The following is a 3,548-nucleotide window of genomic DNA, read 5'->3' as shown; positions in this document are numbered from 1 at the left end:
TCACACCACCAGCCGGTACCCCATCCCCTGTTCGGTGAGCAGGTGCACCGGGGCCGAGGGATCGGCCTCGAGCTTCTTGCGCAACTGCGACATGTACAGCCGCAGGTACCCGCTGTCGGCGACCTGCTCGCTCGCCCAGATCTCCTTCAGCAGGGTCTGCCGCGTCACGAGCGAGCCCGGGTTGCGGGCGAGGAACTCCAGCATCCGCCACTCCGTCGGCGTGAGGTGCACGCGCGCCCCGCCCCGCAGCACGGCGTTCGCCGCCAGGTCGACCTCGACGTCGCCGAAGCGCACCGTGGACTCCCCGCTCGCGGGGACGGTGCGTCGCGCGTGCACGCGCAGGCGTGCGAGCAGCTCGTCGATCTGGAACGGCTTGGTGACGTAGTCGTCGGCTCCCGCGTCGAGGGCCTCGACCTTGTCGGCCGAGCCGGTGCGACCCGACACCACGATGATCGGCGCGGTCGTCCAGCCGCGCAGCGCCTGGATGACCTGCACACCGTCGAGGTGCGGCATCCCGAGGTCCAGCAGCACCAGGTCGGGGTGCGACTGGGCGGCGAGCGTGATCGCCGCGGCGCCGTCGGCCGCGGCGACGACGTCGTAGCCGTGCGCCGCCAGCGTGATGCGCAGGGCCCGCACCAACTGCGGGTCGTCGTCGGCGATGAGGATCTTCACGCGATGCTCCTGGGGGTTCCGGATGCCGTGGCATCCGCTCTCTCGACCGGCAACGCCACCACCATGGTGAGGCCGCCACCGGGGGTGTCTTCGGGGGTGAGGGTGCCGCCCATGCCCTCGGCGAAACCGCGCGAGAGGGCGAGGCCCAGGCCGAGTCCGGCCGTGTTGTCGGTGTCGCCCAGGCGCTGGAAGGGCGAGAACATGTCCTCGCGGCGGTCGGCCGCGATCCCCGGGCCGTGGTCGATGACCCTGATCTCGGCGATGCCGCCGAGGCGGCTCGTGGCGATGCGGACGCGCGCGCCGTCGGGGGTGTAGCGCTGGGCGTTCGTGAGCACGTTGACGAGCACGCGTTGGAGCAGCACCGGGTCCGCGCGCAGCGGGGGCAGGTCGGGATCGAGGGCGAGCTCGACGTCGTCGGGGCCGAGGTCGAGTTCGTCCAGGGCCATGAGCACGACGCCCGCCGCGTCGGTCGGTGCCAGCGACACCGCGAGCACGCCCGCCTGCACGCGGCTGACATCGAGCAGGTCGGTGACCAGCACCGACAGGGTCGCCAGGCTCTCGTCGGCGGTCTCGAGCAGTTCGCGGCGGTCGTCGTCCGACAGGTTGTCGCCCGCGGCGCGCAGACCCCCCAGCGACGCGACGGCCGCGGCGAGCGGACGCCGCAGGTCATGGCTCACCGCCGACAGCAGGGCGCTGCGCACCTGGTCGGTCTCGGCGAGGGCCCCCGCCTCGGCGGCCGTCTCGGCGAGGTCGGTGCGCTCCAGGGCGGCGGCGAGCTGCGCGACGATGACGTCGAGAAGGCGGCGCTCGCCGGCATCCAGATCCCGCCCGTGCAGCTCGAGCACGGCACGGTCGACCCCGACCGGGACGGCCGTGGACCGTTCGTCGCGGACCGGCTCGCCGTCGGTGGCGATGACGTCGCCGTCCGCGGTGATCAGTCGCACCCCGGCCAGACCGAATGCCTCGCGGGCCCGGCTGACGAGCGCGGGCACGGCGCTCTCTCCGCGCAGCACGCTCCCGGCGACGGTCGCCAGCAGTTCGGCCTCGGCGCCGGCGCGGCGGGCCGAACGAGCCCGACGCGCGGCCTGGTCGACGACGATGCTGACGAGCGTCGCGATGACGACGTACAGCGCGAGAGCGAGCGCATTGGCCGGGTTGCTGATCGTGACCGTGTACAGCGGCTCGATGAAGAGGAAGTTCAGCGTGAAGCCCGACAGGACGGCCGCGAACAGCGCCGGCCAGATCCCGCCGATCAGCGCCACGACGACGACGAGCAGCTGGTAGACCAGCACGTCGGCGGCGACGGAGTCGTCCGAACCGGTCGCCAGCAGCAGCATCGAGATGAGCGGTCCGCCGACCAGGGCGGTGACGAAGCCCAGGATGCGACGCTTCGCGCTGAGCGCGGGCCCGACCAGGCGCGGAAGGGCGAAGCGACCGCCGGCGCGCGCGTGATTGACGATGTGCACGTCGATGTCGCCCGACAGGCGGATGACGGTCGCGCCGATGCCCGGACCGGTCAGGGCCGCCGCGAGCCGCCCGCGTCGGCTCACACCGATCACCAGCTGCGAGGCGTTGACCGATCGGGCGAAGTCGACCAGGGCGGTCGCCGGGTCTTCGCCGATCACCTGGTGATACGACCCGCCGAGGGTCTCGACCAGCGCCCGCTGCTCGGCGAGGGCCCCGGGAGCGCTCGCCCGCAGGCCGTCCTGCGTCGACACGTGCACCGCGAGCAGTTCGCCCCCGGCCGAGCGCGCCGCGATGCGCGCACCCCGGCGCAGCAGGGTCTCGCCCTCGGGCCCGCCGGTGAGGGCCACGACGACCCGCTCCCGCGCCTGCCACGTCCCCTCGATACCGTGCTCGGTGCGGTAGCGCTGCAGCGCCGAGTCGACCTCGTCGGCCAGCCACAGCAGGGCGAGCTCGCGCAACGCCGTCAGATTGCCCAGGCGGAAGTAGTTCGACAGTGCCGCGTCGATGCGCTCGGCCGGGTACACCGACCCCGCCGCGAGACGGTCCCGCAACGACTGCGGCGCCAGATCCACGACCTCGATCTGGTCGGCGGCGCGGACCACGGCATCCGGGACCGTCTCGCGCTGGATGACCCCGGTGATCTTCTCGACCACGTCGTTGAGCGATTCGATGTGCTGCACGTTGACGGTGGTGATCACGTCGATCCCCGCGTCCAGCAGGTCGTCGACGTCGTGCCAGCGCTTGTCGTGCAGCGAGCCGGGCGCGTTGGTGTGTGCGAGCTCGTCGACGAGGGCGATCTGCGGATGCCGCTCGCGCACGGCATCCAGGTCCATCTCGTCGAGCGCGACTCCACGGTGGGCGACGGTGCGACGTGGAACGACCTCGAGGCCCTCCGCCTGGGCGGCCGTGGCGACGCGGCCGTGGGTCTCGACGACGGCGATGACGACGTCGCGGCCCTCGTCGCGCAGGCGCCGCCCCTCTTCGAGCATCTCGTACGTCTTGCCCACGCCCGGCGCCATGCCCAGCAGTACGCGCAGCCGCCCGCGCTTCACGACGCGCTCCCGGGGGTGGGGCGCTGGGTGGGGCGTTGGGTGGGGGTGGGGCGTTTGGTAGGGGCGTGGCGCTGGGTGGTGACAGCGCGTTGAGTGGCGTCGAAGTGTCGCGGGGGCGTTTCATGCGTGCCGAATGGCGCCGATGAAACGGCGCCGCGGGCGGCGGGGCGGCGGGCGGCGGTGGGGCGCTGGGCGGTGACAGCGCGTTGGGTGGCGTCGAAGTGTCGCGCGGGCGCTTCATGCGTGCCGAATGGCGCCGATGAAGCGATTGCGGCGCGGGGCGACGACACCGCGACGCGCCGCCGCCGCGCGCGAGGCGCGACGACGGCGGCGGAGGGCATACGCATGTCGACGATT

The 3,548-nt window shown here is 73.0% G+C and carries 2 protein-coding genes; both read right to left on the bottom strand.

Features of this window, described 5'->3' with window-relative positions; all coding sequences use genetic code 11:
• A complete protein-coding gene (locus QZ433_RS14845) occupies positions 1-672 on the bottom strand; it encodes a response regulator (RefSeq protein WP_295784923.1) in 672 nt (223 codons plus the stop codon).
• A complete protein-coding gene (locus QZ433_RS14840) occupies positions 669-3,191 on the bottom strand; it encodes a DUF4118 domain-containing protein (protein ID WP_295784921.1) in 2,523 nt (840 codons plus the stop codon). The genes QZ433_RS14845 and QZ433_RS14840 overlap by 4 nt, the downstream gene beginning before the upstream one ends.
• Positions 3,192-3,548 lie beyond the last annotated feature (357 nt).

The sequence above is a fragment of the uncultured Microbacterium sp. genome (assembly GCF_913776565.1).
Taxonomy (GTDB): Bacteria; Actinomycetota; Actinomycetes; order Actinomycetales; family Microbacteriaceae; genus Microbacterium.
This window is presented reverse-complemented; position numbering and strand designations above follow the sequence as displayed.